This window comes from Nonomuraea aridisoli, from assembly GCF_003236395.1.
Classification (GTDB): domain Bacteria; phylum Actinomycetota; class Actinomycetes; order Streptosporangiales; family Streptosporangiaceae; genus Nonomuraea; species Nonomuraea aridisoli.
In genome coordinates this window covers 1-492 of sequence record NZ_POUD01000656.1, presented here as the reverse complement: position 1 = coordinate 492, position 492 = coordinate 1, and the positions used below count along the sequence as shown (strand labels likewise).

Here is a 492-nt window from a genome sequence, read left to right as displayed (position 1 = left end):
CCCGCATCCACAGGAGCCCCGGACGCCCCCGCGCCCTCGGCGGCCTCCGCGCCTCCAGGTGACCGCGCGGCGCCCGGCGCCTCCGTTGACCGCGCGGCGGAGACCGGGACGACGGGTGGGCGGATGGCTCCCCACGGGGCGGGCACGCCGATGTCCCTCACCAGTTCCGGCGGCACCGGGTTGATCGTCAGCGAGCCGGGCACGGTGAGCGTGCCCACCTCGTACGGCTGGAACAGGCCCTGCTCGGCGACCACCCGCCACACCCCCTCGGGCAGCGCCACGGACGTGGCGTGGTGTCCCTCCTCGCGCAGGGCCGTGCCGGCGAAGCGCCTGCTCGTGCCGTCCGCACGGACGAAGCGCAACGCGATCGGGCCCACCTCGCCCCTCGGCGGGTGGGTGCCGTGCTGCAACACCCAGAACCCCAGCGTGTACGACGTGCCGCTGTCGAAGCGGGACGGCGGCGGGTCCAGGTACGTCACCGCCCACCCGCCC

At 76.2% G+C, this 492-nt stretch carries 1 protein-coding gene; it reads right to left on the bottom strand.

From position 1 onward, the window contains the following. Nucleotides 1-479 (bottom strand): hypothetical protein (locus C1J01_RS50980; protein WP_181449399.1); only part of this gene is annotated, 479 nt, incomplete at its 3' end. Nucleotides 480-492 lie beyond the last annotated feature (13 nt).